At 52.9% G+C, this 15850-nt stretch carries 16 protein-coding genes and 1 pseudogene; 11 read left to right on the top strand and 6 right to left on the bottom strand.

Going from position 1 to position 15850, the window contains the following annotated elements:
• Positions 1-246: 246 nt before the first annotated feature.
• The gene (locus tag AC5JO6_RS15440) at positions 247-663 is read left to right on the top strand and encodes an allophanate hydrolase-related protein (RefSeq protein ID WP_496081955.1); all 417 of its coding nucleotides are present in this window, start codon (positions 247-249) and stop codon (positions 661-663) included.
• Complete coding sequence (locus AC5JO6_RS15445) at positions 660-848, top strand: DUF4089 domain-containing protein (RefSeq protein ID WP_496081956.1); 189 nt, start codon at positions 660-662, stop codon at positions 846-848. Before AC5JO6_RS15440 ends, AC5JO6_RS15445 begins: the two co-directional genes overlap by 4 nt.
• 48 nt (positions 849-896) lie before the next feature.
• Here AC5JO6_RS15445 and AC5JO6_RS15450 read toward each other — a convergent pair whose 3' ends face one another.
• On the bottom strand, positions 897-1076 hold the full coding sequence (locus AC5JO6_RS15450) for a hypothetical protein (RefSeq protein WP_496081957.1): 180 nt from the start codon (positions 1074-1076) through the stop codon (positions 897-899).
• Between AC5JO6_RS15450 and AC5JO6_RS15455 the strand changes: the two genes are divergently transcribed.
• Together AC5JO6_RS15455 and AC5JO6_RS15460 are read left to right on the top strand one after the other, a co-directional pair.
• On the top strand, positions 1075-2478 hold the full coding sequence (locus tag AC5JO6_RS15455) for an AtzE family amidohydrolase (RefSeq protein ID WP_496081958.1): 1404 nt from the start codon (positions 1075-1077) through the stop codon (positions 2476-2478). The two genes, AC5JO6_RS15450 and AC5JO6_RS15455, sit on opposite strands and share 2 nt — an antisense overlap.
• Positions 2479-3038: 560 nt before the next feature.
• Positions 3039-3272, top strand: coding sequence for a DUF7219 family protein (locus AC5JO6_RS15460; RefSeq protein ID WP_496081959.1), 234 nt, complete (start codon positions 3039-3041; stop codon positions 3270-3272).
• Between the two features lie 104 nt (positions 3273-3376).
• On the opposite strand, the gene AC5JO6_RS15465 is transcribed toward AC5JO6_RS15460, so the two are convergent.
• From AC5JO6_RS15465 to AC5JO6_RS15475, 3 genes are all read right to left on the bottom strand, one after another.
• A complete protein-coding gene (locus tag AC5JO6_RS15465) occupies positions 3377-4489 on the bottom strand; it encodes a glycosyltransferase family 4 protein (RefSeq protein ID WP_496081970.1) in 1113 nt (370 codons plus the stop codon).
• A 120-nt stretch (positions 4490-4609) separates the two neighbouring features.
• Complete coding sequence (locus tag AC5JO6_RS15470) at positions 4610-4906, bottom strand: hypothetical protein (RefSeq protein WP_496081960.1); 297 nt, start codon at positions 4904-4906, stop codon at positions 4610-4612.
• Positions 4907-4922: 16 nt separating this feature from the next.
• Positions 4923-6074, bottom strand: coding sequence for an NAD-dependent epimerase/dehydratase family protein (locus AC5JO6_RS15475; protein ID WP_496081961.1), 1152 nt, complete (start codon positions 6072-6074; stop codon positions 4923-4925).
• A gap of 233 nt (positions 6075-6307) precedes the next feature.
• Here AC5JO6_RS15475 and AC5JO6_RS15480 point away from each other — a divergent pair, with 233 nt between their 5' ends.
• Positions 6308-7075, top strand: coding sequence for a proteasome-type protease (locus tag AC5JO6_RS15480; protein WP_496081962.1), 768 nt, complete (start codon positions 6308-6310; stop codon positions 7073-7075).
• A 140-nt stretch (positions 7076-7215) separates the two neighbouring features.
• Here the strand turns inward: AC5JO6_RS15480 and cynS are convergent, their stop codons facing one another.
• Positions 7216-7665, bottom strand: a complete 450-nt coding sequence (gene cynS, locus AC5JO6_RS15485) for a cyanase (protein WP_496081963.1) — start codon at positions 7663-7665, stop codon at positions 7216-7218.
• A gap of 165 nt (positions 7666-7830) precedes the next feature.
• Between cynS and AC5JO6_RS15490 the strand changes: the two genes are divergently transcribed.
• The 6 genes from AC5JO6_RS15490 to AC5JO6_RS15515 all read left to right on the top strand — a co-directional run bounded on the left by AC5JO6_RS15490 (position 7831) and on the right by AC5JO6_RS15515 (position 14728).
• On the top strand, positions 7831-8409 hold the full coding sequence (locus AC5JO6_RS15490; RefSeq protein ID WP_496081964.1) for a L,D-transpeptidase: 579 nt from the start codon (positions 7831-7833) through the stop codon (positions 8407-8409).
• A 562-nt stretch (positions 8410-8971) separates the two neighbouring features.
• Positions 8972-9703, top strand: a complete 732-nt coding sequence (locus AC5JO6_RS15495) for a hypothetical protein (protein WP_496081965.1) — start codon at positions 8972-8974, stop codon at positions 9701-9703.
• A 219-nt stretch (positions 9704-9922) separates the two neighbouring features.
• Positions 9923-11131: a DUF4331 domain-containing protein gene (locus AC5JO6_RS15500; protein WP_496081971.1), complete on the top strand. Its 1209-nt coding sequence runs from the start codon at positions 9923-9925 to the stop codon at positions 11129-11131.
• A 300-nt stretch (positions 11132-11431) separates the two neighbouring features.
• On the top strand, positions 11432-12817 hold the full coding sequence (locus AC5JO6_RS15505) for a tetratricopeptide repeat protein (RefSeq protein WP_496081966.1): 1386 nt from the start codon (positions 11432-11434) through the stop codon (positions 12815-12817).
• Between the two features lie 32 nt (positions 12818-12849).
• Positions 12850-14376 (top strand): nickel/cobalt transporter, encoded by a 1527-nt coding sequence (locus AC5JO6_RS15510; RefSeq protein ID WP_496081967.1) that lies wholly within the window; start codon positions 12850-12852, stop codon positions 14374-14376.
• Between the two features lie 16 nt (positions 14377-14392).
• A complete protein-coding gene (locus AC5JO6_RS15515) occupies positions 14393-14728 on the top strand; it encodes a hypothetical protein (protein WP_496081968.1) in 336 nt (111 codons plus the stop codon).
• Positions 14729-14781: 53 nt separating this feature from the next.
• Here AC5JO6_RS15515 and AC5JO6_RS15520 read toward each other — a convergent pair.
• A pseudogene (locus tag AC5JO6_RS15520) lies at positions 14782-15795 on the bottom strand (TetR/AcrR family transcriptional regulator C-terminal domain-containing protein); the annotation flags it as partial.
• Between the last annotated feature and the right edge of the window lie 55 nt (positions 15796-15850).

Below are 15850 nucleotides of genomic sequence, written 5' to 3' on the forward strand. Positions count from 1 at the left end.
AAATCTGCCGCAACGTTCGACCGTAGCTTGCGAATGTTCAGAGCAGTCAGCCCTTCTCTAACCGCTAACGGCTGACCGCTGACCGCTGATTGCTGATTGCTGACCGCTGACCGCTGACCGCTGACCGCTGGCGGCTAATCAACACGTCCTTGGAGAAAAGTTCCACAGGCTGGTGCTATTGATACAGCAAATGTGGTTCAATCGGGTGACATTGGTTGCGAAGATGTGCTCACACACCCAACTCGAATGAAAACAACGGTCTATCTTGCCGTCAACGGTACTTTAATGCGCGGTCTCGAACTGAACGCCAACATGGAACTCGTAGAAGCTGAGTTTGTGCGAGACGCGTTGACAGAACCCTCTTACCGCTTATGGTCAATTAACGATCGCCATCCCGCCATGATGCGGGTGAGCACAGGTGGAGCGGCGATCGCCGTGGAAATTTGGGCAGTCCCCGCCAGTAAGATGGCATTCTTGCTGCTGCTAGAGCCACCGGGACTTTGCATCGGTAAAGTGCGACTGGCAGATGGCGAAGAAGTCCTTGGCGTGATTGGCGAACCGATCCTCTGTGAAGGCAAACGGGAGATCACAGCATGGGGCGGCTGGCGGTCATATATCGCCGATCCAACCAGACAAAAAGTAACAGCGACGGAGGTCGTATGATCGAACCCTCTCTTGATGCAGCCGCTTTAGTTGATCAGCTAGCGGCACTCGTGGCGTTACCGCTCCAACCAGACCATCGACCCGGTGTGATAGACAACTTTGCCCGCATTGTGTCGATCGCGCAACTGGTCACTGAGTTTCCACTACCCGATGACATCGAAATTGCTCCCAACTTTGAACCCTAGCGCTTCGGGGCAGAAATAAGTGATTCAGTGACGCATTCTCAAACGACTTCATCCCTCTGCCTTCTGCCCTCTGCCTTCTGCCTCTTCGCGGAAGTGAGGTGTGAAGAGTATTAGCTTCTGCCCCCTTGCCCTCTGCCTTCTGCCTTCGTTCGACTGAGCGCCCACACCGAAGTCTGCCCTCTTTCCTCTGCCTTCTTCCACCAGCCGTTTCTCTAACCATTTGACCATGAGCCAGGACTACCCAGATGCCAGCAGCATTGCCGCCAGTGTGCGGAGCCAGGATGTTTCGGCAACGTCGGTTGTAGCCGCCGCTTTAAAGCGCATCGCTGACCAGAACTCAAGCCTGAATTGCTTTACCAGCGTCATTGCAGAGCAAGCATTGGCGGATGCAGACGCGGTCGATCGGGCGATCGCAGACGGCAAAGACCCCGGACTTCTGGCAGGCGTGCCCTTTGGGGTCAAAGATTTGTTTGATGTCGCTGGCTTAACAACCCTGGCTGGCTCCAAAATCAACGCTGAACGTCCGCCTGCGACTCAAGATGCGACACTGGTCACGCGCTTGAAGCAAGCAGGTGCAATCTTGGTCGGCGCGCAGAATATGGATGAGTATGCCTATGGCTTCGTTACCGAGAATAGTCATTATGGTGCCAGTCGCAATCCCCACGACCTGAAGCGGATGACAGGTGGTTCCTCTGGTGGTTCGGTCACAGCGGTTGCAGGCGGGTTGGTACCGCTCAGCCTTGGCTCTGATACCAACGGTTCCATTCGTGTACCCTCCTCGCTGTGCGGCATTTTTGGGTTAAAGCCAACCTTTGGGCGGCTGTCTCGTGCCAGAACCTATCCATTTGTACACAGCCTGGATCATTTGGGACCCTTTGCCCGATCGACCCGCGATCTTGCCCTCACCTTCGACCTTTTACAGGGAGCCGATGCAGACGATCCAGCCTGTACCGATCGTCCGCCTATCCCAACCCTACCTGAACTGTCCAAAGGCATTGATGGACTGCGGATCGCCGTCGCCGATGGCTACTTCACTCAAGGAGCCGAACCCGATGTCCTTGCAGCCGTAGAGACGATCGCCATTGCCCTTGGTGCGACCCGACCGATCACTATTCCCGAAGCTCATCGTGCCCGTGCCGCCGCCTTCATCATCACTGGCTCTGAGGGCAGCAATTTGCACCTGGACGACTTACGCACCCGTCCGCAAGATTTTGACCCGGCTACGCGCGATCGCTTCCTTGCGGGTGCCCTCATTCCTGCCACATGGTATTTGCAGGCACAACGCTTTCGCAGTTGGTACCGCGATCGCGTCCGCGCACTCTTCACCGAAGTTGACATTATTCTTGCACCCGCAACTCCCTGCCCCGCGCCGTTGATTGGTCAAACCACACTGATGCTCGATGGCGAAGAAGTGCCTCTCCGCCCTAACCTGGGCGTTTACACACAGCCGTTATCCTTCATTGGTGTACCGATCGTGGCAGTGCCCGTGCAGCAAGCTGGAAAACTGCCGATCGGCGTTCAGATAATCGCCGCTCCTTACAACGAAGCACTGGCATTACGAGTCGCCGCCTTTCTGGAAGCAAAGGGTGTTGTTGCGGCTCCTGTCCCAACATGGAAGCCATTAAGTTGAAGCAAGTACGCTTCGTTCTAAAGAATTAAGTGTTGATGGGAGTCGTGTAAGGTTCGATCGCCCCCGTTCAAACGCTTAACTAACCAACTGTTGGTCTGCACCGAAGCAGGAAGCGAAAACAAAGCTGCTTGCCACTGAAGTCGGTTAGGGCGCGTCACCAATTAGCTCCAAAACCTTGCGGTATCAGCATGATCGCGCCCGCCCCAACACACCAGGCTAGGGGCTGGAAACCTTGTTGCAAGTCAGGTGTAGTTGTCATTGATGACAGCCCCTAGTGTATTACGCAGAAATTCCCGCCTGTCTATCCGATCGGGAATGAGATGTGGCAGCGGTAGTCCTAAAGGTGTAAGGATAGCGGTCAGCAGTCAGCTACTCGATCGTTGCTAGAAGTGAATCTAAAAGCTAAACCACCACTGCCTCTCGTCTCAGCTTTCTACCGCCATTTGTGAACTAGCTGTGAAAATTGACACTAAAGGTTAACGTTGGGTTAACATATACGTCTGCGGTGGATGCCATCGGCGTTGCTGCGGAAGAAGTTTGAAACTAGGAGTATTAGCTTGATGGACAAAACTGATTTTTTGTACCCTCGATCGCGCTATCAGGGCACAGTCAAACCAGAAAATTTGGTGTTTAACGCCAATCTGCAAGAATTTTCACAACGAGTAAGCTACATTTGCGGACTCGAAACAGGCGGCAAACTGTCTCCAGAAGAGTCGTATCAGGCAATTAAGTTGCTCTGGAAGCAGCTTAAGCAAAGTAAGCGCCAGCTCGGAGTGGGTGAGAACAACGCTTGAACGCAAAGCTTTGTGGAGGATCTAGAACGCTTACAGCTTTAATCACACGACTTCAGACTTAACTTTGACTTCCCAGCATTCGATTGCTGCCTGCCGCATCGCCTTTACGCTGTTACGACAGACTGATAGTAGCTGCGAAGCTGCCGCGTTGCTGCCTCCCAACTCCAGCGTTCCGCTTCACGACGGGCATTGCGGCGGAGCATTTCACGTTCTTCGGCGTTTGCCAGCAGTCGTTGGGTTGCCGCGATCGCGCCTCCCTCGTCAAGTGGATCAAACAGATAGCCATTCACCCCATCCTGAACGATATCGGGGATACCGCCAGAACGAGCTGCAACCACTGGGCAACCCGCTGCCATCGCTTCCAACAGCACCAAGCCCAGCGTTTCAGTGCGGGATGGAAAGACAAACGCATCAGACGAGGCAAAGGCAGTTGCCAGTTCTCGCCCTTGCAAATAGCCGACGAAGTGTGTAGCAGTACCTGCAAAATGTTGTTCTAATGACTGCCGATGGGGACCGTCGCCAACCAGCGCCAGCCTTGCGCCAGGGATGGACTCCAAAACGGGCTTGATGCGATCGATTTCTTTTTCGGGTGACAGACGACCCACATAGAGCAACAGTGGACTTTCGGGATGCCCCTGACTGAGGTGCGATCGCATCTCCAGGCTTGACAGATAGGGCTGAAACGTTTCTGTATCCACACCGCGCTGCCAGACGCTGACGCGCTCAATGCCGTGTTCTGTAAGCGCTTGCCGCATGGCAGTTGAAGTGCAGAGATTCAATCGTGCCTGATTGTGTCCTGCCTTCAGCAACTCCCACAGAAAACCTTCTAACATGCCCAAGCCGTAGTGCTGGAGGTATTCTGGCAAATGGGTGTGATACGACGCTAACAGCGGAATGTTGAGCGCTTTGCTATAAAACAGACCAGCCAAGCCTAAAACGGCTGGGTTCACAACATGAATCAAATCGGGCTTGAAGCGCTCAACTGCGTGACCGATCGACGGACGTGGCAACGCCAATTTCAACTCTGGGTAAAGCGGCAGCGGGAAACCCGAAACGCCGTGAATTTGCGCCCCTTTGTACTCAGTTAGCCCACCATCCGGAGAAATGACCAGCACCTGATCGCCAAGTCGTTGCAGTTGTTCCACTGTGTAGCGCAGCCTTGTGACAATGCCGTCTACTTTGGGCAGAAAGGTTTCGGTAAAGAGGGCAATTCGCATAAGGGCGGAAAACCAAAAGGGTGAATGGAAAACGCTAATGCGGACACGATCGCCAACTAACAAATCGCCAACTGACCAATCGCAAACTGGCAAATCGCAAACTGGCAAATCGCCAACTGCTCAAAGCCGCCCTTGAGGCAATGTGCAGATACCATGAATGCCGATCGCCACAATGACTCCACCCAACAATACACCGACACCTTCGGCGAAGCAGTTGAGTCGATGTCGGTTTTCGGCGGCTTGTGCCACATTGAGATCACGCACCGATGACGTAGGCACTTGAGCCAGCTTCTGGTAATTCTGAGCACTCTTGCCCAACACGACCCATTCGGGAAACAGGTAATAGGTACTGATCCCTGTAAACGCAACACCCGGAAGCACGACTAAAATTAAGAGTGCGAGAATGCGACTGCTCATAGCCTACTACTGCTTCTTAGCGTCGCCATTTTACTTTGGGTAGAATTTGAGACTCATCCACGCGACCTTTGTATTTGATGGCGACGTTCAACAATGAATCGAGTAAGGAACTGGACAGGAAATGCGGTTGCAGCCCTAGATCAAGCAAGTTGGTATTCTTGGCGTTGAAGTAATGTTCTTCACGCTCGATCCGGGGGTTCTCTGTATGCTGGACTTCTACTTTAAGACCGATCGCGCTCCCCGCTTTTGCCACCATCTGTGCCAAATCACCGACGCTGAACAGCTCTGTGAACTGGTTAAAGACGCGGAATTCGCCAGGGTTTGCAGGAGTGGCGATCGCCAGTTCTACGCAGCGCACGGTATCCCGAATATCCAAGAAGCCCCGTGTCTGACCACCTTTACCATAAACGGTGAGTGGATGCCCAACAGCCGCCTGAATGCAGAAGCGGTTCAACGCCGTGCCAAACACCCCATCGTAATCAAGACGGTTAATGAGCAGTTCGTCCATGCCTGTCTCGTCGGTCAGCACACCGTAGACCACACCCTGATTCAAGTCAGTTGCTCGTAAACCCCAAATCTTGCAAGCGAAGTGAATGTTGTGGGAGTCGTGGACTTTGCTCAAGTGATACATACTGCCCGGTTGTTTCGGGTAGGGCAGCGTATCTTTGCGACCGTTGTGTTCGATCGTAATGTAGCCTTCTTCGATGTCAATATTGGGCGTACCGTATTCGCCCATCGTCCCCAGTTTGACCAGATGGCAGTCGGGGAAGCTTTCTTTCATGGCATAGAGCAGGTTCAGCGTCCCAACGACGTTATTAACCTGAGTCAGCACGGCATGTTCACGATCGATCATGGAGAACGGAGCCGATCGCTGTTCGCCAAAGTGAACAATCGCACCTGGTTCAAATTGATGCAGTGTTTTATCGAGAAACTCGTAATTGGTGATGTCACCGACGAAAAGATCGATCGTTTTGCCTGTAAGGTCGTGCCAGCGCTGCAGCCGCTGCTGAATGGGCGCGATCGGTGTCAGCGTTTCGACACACAGTTCCAGATCCCAATGTCGCCGCACAAAGCTGTCTAAAATTCCAACCTCATGACCTTGATTGGAAAGATACAGCGCCGTCGCCCAACCACAATAGCCATCACCACCAATAACAAGGACTTTCATCTTGCTAAATCTTGCTTGCAGATACTCCGCTCAATCTACCATCCATAGGTATCTTTGGAGCATCAATTTACCCAAAGCGGGGATCAGCGTTTGCCGCTTTGGGTGCTGAAGACAAAGCGAATCTCGTTGATCGCTTGCACCAGAGAGCCTGCCAACGTTTAGCAGTATAGTTCTGCTATCACCCCTTCCTCCTCACCCCTTCCTCCTTCCTCCTCACTCCTCACCCTGATCGCATGACCTATTGCCTTGGCATCCTTTCTCACTCTGGCTTAGTCATGGCTGCGGACTCCCGCACAAACGCCGGGGTCGATTACATCTCCACGCATCAAAAGCTGTTCGATTTCTCCAATCCTGGAGAGCGAGTCATTTTGATCTGTACGGCTGGCAATCTTTCGGTGACGCAAGGCGCACTCACGCTGCTGCGGCGAGACTTAACGGCTCAGGAAGAGAGCAACTTGCACACCTTGCCCACAATGTATGAGGTAGCTCGCTATGTTGGCACAAAAGCGCGACAGATTCAGGAGCACGATCGTTCCTGGCTAGAGAAAGACGGGATTGATTTTAAGTGTACGTTTTTGGTGGGTGGGCAGATTCGCGGCGAAGCACCTGCACTGTTCCTGGTCTATAGTCAGGGCAACTGCATTCAGGCATCAAAAGAAACCCCGTTTTTGCAAATTGGCGAAGCAAAGTATGGCAAACCGATTCTCGATCGCATCCTGAACTTTGACACTCCCTTAGAAGCGGCGGCAAAATGTGCGCTGTTATCGATCGACTCCACCATGAAATCCAATATTTCGGTGGGTCCGCCCATTAATGTGGTGATGTACGAAACCGACACGTTTAAGATCCGTTACGAACTCAAGCTAAGTCTGGGCACACCCTACTTAGCCCAAATTCGTAAACTGTGGGAAATCTCGCTGCATCAGGCGTTCGATCGTATGCCCAACATTGACTGGGAGCATTACCAGGATCTCCAAGACGATTCGATGCCCCCGAATTGATGAAGCAGTCAGCAGTCAGCGGTCAGCGGTCAGCTTTGAAACCTATAGCTGAAGGCGATCTAGAATAACTTTCGCAAATCAAACTGGAGCGCTTTGGCTGATAGCTGATAGCTGATAGCTGACCGCTGACCGCTAGAGACTCACCACTTTTTATACGACAGAAATTTGCCATCCAGCGTCACTTTCACGCGATCGCCCTTGGGATCTTCGACCTTTTCGATCTCAAGAGTGAAGTCGATCGCGCTCATGATGCCATCACCAAATTTCTCGTGAATAATCTCCTTCATCGGCAACCCATAGACCTGGATGATTTCGTAAAAGCGGTAAATCAGTGGATCGGTCGGCACAACCGGACCCAACCCTTTGGAGGGAAAGCCCGTTAGCTCTGGCACCAAATCGATACTGAGACCCAAAGCAGTGAGCAACTTGGTTGCCTCTTCTTCAGAGGCGCTGGCTTGACGGTAAAACAAGGCAGCCAGCCAAACTTCATCACGCCCTACAGCCGTTTCCAGGTCGGCAAAACTGAGACCTTTAGCTTTTTTGGCTGCCAGCAGTTTTTCGGTCAGGGCAGGAATTTCTGGGAGCGACATGAAACCTCTCTGGTAAAGACAAATGCGTCGAAAGCATTGTTAGTGAAGATCAACGCTCTTTTTGTCATGAAAAACACAAAGTATAATTTTGGCGTTTTGGTTTGGGGCAACAGTGGACGATCGGGTAGGCTCAGAGCAGCGATAGTGTAGGATTCAGCTCTAGAGATGGTCAGCATCATTCCACGGCATCAAAGCAATTGGCGATCGCTCTTGCTGGGCTTGAGTTTTGCGTTGCTTTTAAGTATCGGTCAGTCGGTGCGTGGAGACACGTTACCAGGTTCACAGCACTCGCCTGCAATGCTAACCAATCTGCCACCCTTACCCAACTCCCCTGCCGCTGCATCGGATGCAGCCCTTACGGTTCGTGTGGTGGTGAAGCTGAGTCAGCGACGTGTTTACCTATATCGGGGCGATCGCGCGTGGGCAAAGTATCCGATCGCGATCGGCAAGCGCGGCTGGGAAACCCCAACGGGTAGTTTTCGGGTGCTTTCAAAAGAGAAAAACCCTGTCTTCAAAAGTTTCAGAACCGGGAAACTCATTTACCCAGGACCCAATAATCCGCTGGGGGTGCGCTGGATTGGCATTTGGACAGACGGCAAAACGCAGCTTGGCTTTCACGGCACCAATCAGGAAGAATTATTGGGGCAGGCAGTTTCTCACGGGTGTATTCGGATGCGAAACCAGGATGTAACAGCAATGTTTGATCAGGTCCATCTTGGCACAACGGTTGTAGTAGAGCCTTGAAACTAAAACGCGACTGAGGCGATCGACGAGTCGCTCTTGCAAGTGATTCAGTGACGCACAAACATTAAATTGGCACAACTAAGTAGCTATGTAGAATTAAACGTAGGATGTGTTAGGCATTGCCGTAACGCATCAAAACCTTTAGCAGCATGGGTTAAGCTTCACTTTTCTTGAATGCCGAAGGCTATACCCATCCGACGCAGATTTTATATTTAATTGAGCCTTCCTACTTATTTCCACAGAGATATTTCTATAGGACTGTCGCTGTGCCTCTAAAGGCTAGGTCTATTTAGGTTGCGTTCCCTACGTATTTTTACTCAATTTACGTGTGCTTACCCAAAAGTTGTCTTCACAATTTAAATCCAGTATTTAGTCTCAATCGTATCCAGGGGGAGAGCATCGGAACGATCGAGTCAACCTGGTACTCGCAAACATAACCCCGTAGATTCTCGGATCATTCACGCTCCGGTTGAAGCTGCGCTAGTTTGTGCTGCCAAGTTTCTAAGGTCGCTCATGGGTTACTCGCACACCGTAGCGTACGCAGCTTCAAGGTAAACCCTTTATGAACAAGTTGACACAGGCAGTAGCCGTATCTGTTTTTGCGGCAGGACTAGCTTCTGGTCATGCGCAGGCAGTCACGTTTAGCCAGGTTGGTGATACTGGTCAAACGTTAGATACCGCTCAAGTGATTCCAGGTGGATCAGAACCCCTGGATGCCATCACTGGCACCCTTTCAGCACCGAATGTGATTAACCTGTTTCGCATTGTGCTGGCGGGTGGTCAAACCTTTTCAGCCACCACCATTAACGCGAATACATTGATTGAACTGCCGATCGACCAGCAGTTGGGGTCGCCCACGACTCTGCTGCCCGATCCGCAGCTCTTTTTGTTTGATGCGGCTGGTCGGGGCGTGTATGGCAATGATGATAGTTTCGGCACGGCGCAAGCATCGTTGCCCTCCGGTGGCTTTTCACCCACGGCATCCGGCACCTATTTTCTGGCGATCGCCAGTTCTGGCTATAACCCTGTGAGTGCCGGGGGCAGCATTTTTGGTGATGCGGATGCCAGCGGTATTTTTGCAGCCACAGGTGCAGGAGCAGTTTCGCCGTTGACGGGTTTTGTGGGCGATGGCACGGCGGGCGGCGACTACCAGATCAGCTTCACTGGCGTGACTGCCAGCAATGCAGCAGGTGTACCAGAGCCAGGCGAAACAGCCGGTCTGATTGCCGCTGGTGCTTTGGGTCTCGCTTATCGGATCAGGAAATCGCTGAAGCAAAAGCGATCGATTGTTTGATTGCGTGGCACTGGTGAGACAAGCGATCGATCGTCGGGTCATTTTCGCTCTGTTTGCCATGCCTTACCTCAGCTCTTGCCTATCCCTCTCAGATGAATTAGCACACCCAACTGTTTTCAGGAAACTACCACCATGTTGTTAAAGCCCCGACCACCCAAGAACGAAACCGAGACGACTTCTAAGGCTTCACCCTGGAAGCGCTTTTTGACAGCAGCACCAATGCGATTGAGCCTGATTGCGCTGGGCGTGATCATCACGGCTGGTGTGGCAACGCAGTATGTGCGATCGTCTGACCATGACGACGGTGAAGTGGATACCAAAGGTCGCAACCTGAGCCTGACCGATTTGTACGTCTTCCGTGAAAAAGATCAGAATCCGAGCGCATCGGACAGTGATCTAGTGTTTGTGATGAACACAAATCCTCGATCGCTGGCACGTCAGCAGTATTACTTCAGCACTCGCGCCCGCTATGAGTTTAAGGTGACTCGCGCGGCTGATAAGGATGCCTCACCCACCGGGCAAACCGATGTTCTATTGCGCTTTGAATTTGGTGCACCTGATGCCAAGAATCAGCAGGAAATCAAGCTCACGACCATTCGTGATGGCAGCACTCAAACAGCAGTCGTCGGCAAAACAACGCCCCTTGCGGCTGACCCCAGCACGGCACCGATCGTGAATCAGGTGGCAGTAGGAGATACATATCTGGCAGTGTTTGCAGGTCTGCGGGAAGATCCATTCTTCTTCGACGTGGAGCAATATTTCCGGGTACGAGCTGGTGCGGCTGGTACAGGACCTGCTGTTGGGTTCCGTCCACCCACAACCGCGATCGATTTTGCGAAAGGCTACAACGTGAACGCGATCGCCGTGCGGGTGCCCATCAAGTTCTTACAGGGTGGCAGTCAAACTAAAGTCTTTGACGTTTGGGAGACCATCTCGGTTCCCGGTGCCAACGGCAAATTCACTCAGGTTGAACAACTCGCTCGCCCTGGTATTAACGAAGCACTCCTGCGCACCAATGCCCTGCTCAATGCCTATAACAGCGTTGGACCTGACTTCGTAGCTGCCGCGCTGGCAGGGCAACAACCCGCTGCCAGCATTGCTGCGCCGATCGTCACCGAAGCCAAGCAAACCTTGCTGGCAGTCGGCAACACGGATGAACGCGCAAATGCACTACTGGCTGCGTTTCTACCAGACGTGATGCGGATCGACACCACCGGACCGAGCGGTTATGCCAATGACCTGAACGCCAAGGGCAGCCCCGTTCGCGGTCGCTTGTTCAAAGATGATGTCATCGATATCACGTTGAGCGTCGTGACCAATGGTGCTATTCCTACGGACAACGTTTCCTACGATGGCACTCCTGGCAATCCGTCTCAAGGACACGATCCTCTGGTACCAGCCTTCCCTTACCTGGCGTTGCCCAACTAGAGTGACGGTTCAATAGGAGCGAAGCATTGGTCTAGAGCGATCGCTAAGAGAAGTCTTAACGTTGTAAAGCAATTTGCCCATACATGAATTAACACTTCTCGATTAGTGGCGGTTGAAACCGCAGCTGGAGAAACCAAACCTGCCTTCGCAGGTTGAAACTTCTCTAGTCCGCGTAGGCGGACTTCGTCTTTGTAGCCGCGAATTCAATTTGCTGGGCTTAACCAAGACGTATCGCTCACCAATGCTTCTCCTCCATAGGTTCACTGACCGCAGCATCGACCAAAAAAGGAAAGGAAATGTATGGAGTATGGTCAGAACAGCGTTGGTCAGGCGTTTCTAAAGCGCTTCAGTACGATGCCACTGGTTATAGTGCCGATCGCCAGCTTACTGCTTGCCGTTCCGATCGGCTTGAAAGTATGGACGGAGTTCGATCGCGCCAAACTTGCAGCGCCCTATCGGTATAGCTTCGAGCGCCCCTCACCTGGAAGCGTCACCCAACGGCTGGAGCAGGAAATTGCCTTTTATCAAGAGCGTATCCGGCGCGACCCGGATGCTGGAATCGATCGCGCTTTTCTTGCCAACGCTTACATCAAAATGGCACGGGCAACCGGAGAAAGCAGTTGGTATCTGTTGAGCGAACAAGCCGCGAAAGAATCGCTGGTAAAGCTGCCCTTTTCTAACGATGGCGCACTGCTGGCACTTGCTAGAGTCGCCACAGCAAAGCACGATTTTCGGGACGCGATCAAACTATCGCAACAGGCAACACCCAGTCAAGACACCCTCGCAGTCGCAGTCGTCACGCATCTGGCACTCGGACAACTGACCCTTGCCCGTCAAGCCTCCGATCGCATGGTGGCGCAAAACCCTGACCTGGCTACCCTGACCACGAAAGGGCTGGTCGATGTCGCGCAAGGCAAAGACCAAGCGGCGATACAGTCCTTTCAGCAGGGTCTAGCCGCAGAAGAACCGGAGGAAGCAGGCAGTTCCGTTTGGGCACGGACGATCCTGGGACGGCTCTACTTTAAACGTGGGCAACTGGAGATGGCAGAAAAGCTTTACCGCGAGTCATTGCGCGTGATGCCGCAATCGCTGCCTGCCATGCTGAATCTGGCAGAACTAGACGTGCGACGTGGCAATTATCGCACCGCTGAAGACCGTTACTCGAACATCGCGCTGACCGCACAGCGATCGCCCACTGTCTACGATCACATCGTTTTTCGAGGCATGGCGCGGGTCAAAGAGCTACAGGGCGACGCAAAGAGCGCAAATGAGTGGCGCGATCGGGCAGAAGAACGTCTACGGCGCGATTTAACCGCGTTTGGACATCGACGCGAACTGGCACGGCTCCTGCTCGAACGCGATCGACCCCAAGATCTCACCGAAGCACTCAGTCTCATGCAGCAAGAAGTTAAAGTGCGACGCGATGCCGAAACGCTAGATACACTCGCCTGGGTCTTGTCTCGCATGGGTCGCTGGCAAGAAGCACAGCAGGCAATGCAAGAAGCCCTGCGTGGAGGCATCCGAGATGCTGCGTTATTTCAACGAGCAGGGACGATCGCGCAAACCTTGGGCAACACCGCTCAGGCAACTGCGTTTTTCAAAGCGGCTCAGGACACTGATCCCACCTTTGATGAACAGGCTCAAAAGGCTTTAGGGCTGGGCGTTGGGCTACTTGGGTTGAATTGAGGGAGTAGGGAATAGGGAGTAGGGAGTAGGGTATGAAGCACAAATGGGGTTTGGTCAGGGTTAGTATTTTGGCGTTTTTTGGGGCACTGTTGCTATCGATCGCGTTGGCAACGCCAAGTCAGGCGCACTGGGCAGATCTGGCAGTGGCAAATGTGGATGTGGGCAAAACGACAACACACATCACACTGACGTTTCCTACGGGACTGGTCGCAACAGCCGATGACAACCGGGATGGCACACTCTCTTCCGCTGAAGTGCGTGCCCATCAAGCGGAATTAGAAACCTTTTTGGGCGATCGCATTCATCTTACGGATGGCAAGGGCGATCGTGGCATACTCACTGTCGCAGCGTCTGACACAACCGTTTTGCCACCAACTCAGCAGGTGACGGCTGGTACACACAGTACGCTGAAGTTAACATATACCTGGTCACAACCTGTCCAGGGCTTGACGCTGCACTACGATTTATTCTTGCCTGGTGTGGCGACTGCTCGTTGTTTGACGACTATTAACACGCCTGGACAGACGCAGAGCGTGATCTTCAGTCCTGAAAGCAAGGATGCGGCGCTGATGCAGAATGCCCCCTGGTATTTTGCGGGGGGTCTGCCGCTGGCGATCGCGGGTTGCTTTGTGTGGGGAGCCATGCATGCAATGTCACCCGGACATGGGAAGACGATCGTCGGTGCCTACCTTGTCGGTGCTCATGCAACGCCACAACATGCGATCTTTCTGGGTTTGACGACGACCATCACACATACGGCTGGCGTGTTTGCACTGGGGTTGGGCACTCTGTTTTTCTCTCAATACGTGCTGCCAGAGCGTCTGTATCCCTGGCTCAGCTTTATTTCGGGCTTGATTGTGGTGGATATTGGACTGCGCCAGTTGATGCATCGGTTGCGCCAAAAGCGTGTCGCTCCCAAGGCAACCTTGGAGCATCATTCCAATGACCATTCGCATAATCAACCTGTAGCAGCGACTGGTCATGCCGCTGCCCACATTCATGCCCATGCCGACCACGAGCACGATCATGTCGATCACCATGAGTCAGCGCACAGTCACGGCGGTGCTCACGTTCATGCCCACCCAACTGACCACCATCATGCCCGCCCGCACAGTCATGATGATGCGGACGATCGTACCCATTTGCACAAACACGACCATCCGCATACTCATGATCACGGCGATGGGCACGTTCACTCGCATGTAACACCGGGCAGTGATGGTGAGCCTGTGACGTGGCGGAGTTTGCTAGCGCTAGGTATTTCGGGTGGTATGGTGCCCTGTCCATCGGCATTGGTGATGCTGCTGAGCGCGATCGCGCTGGGTCGTGTTGGCTTTGGCTTGCTCATGGTGTTGGTCTTCAGCTTGGGACTGGCAGGAACGCTAACGGCGCTTGGATTAATGCTAGTGAGCGCTCGCCACTTGTTCGAGCGAATGCCAGCTCAAGTTCGATTTGCTAGACTGTTGCCTGCTTTAAGTGCATTGGTCATTACACTGCTGGGCGTGGGCATTTCAACACAGGCAATGATGCAAATCGGGTTACTCAAACTGTCCTTTTGACGATTCGTTTTTTGCTATGTTGAAGCCTTCTTTCTATATCAGTCTCACGATCGCCTGCGCTTCTTTTCTAGCAGAATCTGCGATCGCCCTTCCACTCACTCTTCAGTCTGACGCAACAACGCGTTTGGATCCCAATGCGCCCCTTTGCTATATTCAATTTCAGGGCAGCAGCGCGATCGATGTCAGTAGTGTCTGTGGCAAACAACCTGGGGACGCGCCGACAAATACATCTGCCATCGCAGCTTCAAACGCTGCTGCACCACCTGTGTTTGATCCCAAAGTCGTCAATGCTTCAACAACAGGGCAATGCAACTTCGTTGATGCAAATGGCAATCCCTGCCCACGGAGATAAGCCGTCTTAGATCCCCGACTTCTTTAAGAAGTCGGGGATCTGAATCTAGAGAGCTAAGCTTTTTGATCGAGACGAATTGCCTGTTCCAAAGCGGCTTTTTCTCTCGCTCTGGTAGCGTAAAGTTGCAGTCTGGTGGCATCCCAGCCAGTGAGAATTTGCAGATCTGCTAAGGTCATGCCTCGCATTAACAGTTCTACGCACCAGGTTTGTTGGGTTTGCCCGATCGCAGGCTCTTGCCCATCAGGAGTCAGAAACCCCTCGCTGATTGTCTGCCATTGTTGCAGCAGGTTGCCCTCAGATAACGGCTGTTCAGCCTGATTCAAAAACATGGCTGGCTGATTGTCTTTGCGACTTCTGAGCCATTGAGTGAGGGGATTACGCGTGTAAGAACCGTAGCGCTTGCCCATAATCCATTGATTGACAGGTACCTGACGCACGGCTCCCTGAGTAATTTGCAGAAGCTGTTGGTGCGGATCGCTGATGTGGTGCGATCGCTCCAACCAACAAAGTTCTGCCGGACTCAAGCCTGCACCGAAGAGCACATAGGCGATCGCATACTCTTGCAGTCCCAGTTTTTTGGCACGTTGCAAAAGAGCGTGAACTAAGGGTGCGGGCAAATCAGCGACTTTTTCGGCGATCGCAACTGGCTCAAAGGGGACAAGACCCGAAAAGGCTGGGCTGACTTCAGACGAGGGCGACACGGCACCCTGCAAAAACAAGGTAACGAGATTCTCCAGAAAATCATCCCGGTCTTGCCAAAGCTGGTGAAACTCGCTGGTGAACTCGATCACGGCATACCCTAGCAACATGCCGTTGAGCAGACTCGCCAACTTCTCAGCGGGAAGATGGGTGTTGAGCTGCCCTCGCTTAATCACCGTCTCAAAATATTTGGCAACGTAGCGATTCGCCTGTGTAAAGCCACGTCCGATCGCTTCCCGGTTTTTAGCGGGATATTGCCCTGCCTCACCAACGACCGATCGTACAACAGCGGGCACCTGATCCATCGCCGCTAAACAAGCAGTCGCGTATTCTTTCAACGCCTGATAGATGCTACTGGTCTGATTTGCGGCGTTGCTGAATACAGGTATGATTTTCCCTCATCCCCAACCCTTCTCCCCAGGG

This window comes from Tildeniella sp. (genome assembly GCF_059505325.1).